Annotated in this window: 1 protein-coding gene; it reads left to right on the top strand. The window is 67.2% G+C overall.

Annotated elements, in window-relative coordinates; all coding sequences use genetic code 11:
• Nucleotides 1–3 precede the first annotated feature (3 nt).
• Nucleotides 4–235 (top strand): ATP-binding cassette domain-containing protein (locus AC0I8G_RS26225; RefSeq protein ID WP_471732545.1); only part of this gene is annotated, 232 nt, incomplete at its 3' end.

Here is a 235-nt window from a genome sequence, read left to right as displayed (position 1 = left end):
CGCATCGAACTGAAGAACATCGTCAAGCAGTACGGCGACGGGTTCCCGGCGGTCAACGCCATCAGCCTGGACATCGCCGACGGGGAGTTCGTCATCCGCGTGGGACCGTCCGGCTGCGGGAAGTCGACGCTGCTGCGGATGATCGTCGGACTGGAGGACATCACCTCCGGGGCCCTGCTCATCGACGGCAAGCGCGTCAACGACCTGGCCCCGCGCGACCGCGACCTGGCGATGG

Source organism: Kineococcus sp. AC630, from assembly GCF_979255925.1.
This window is presented reverse-complemented; position numbering and strand designations above follow the sequence as displayed.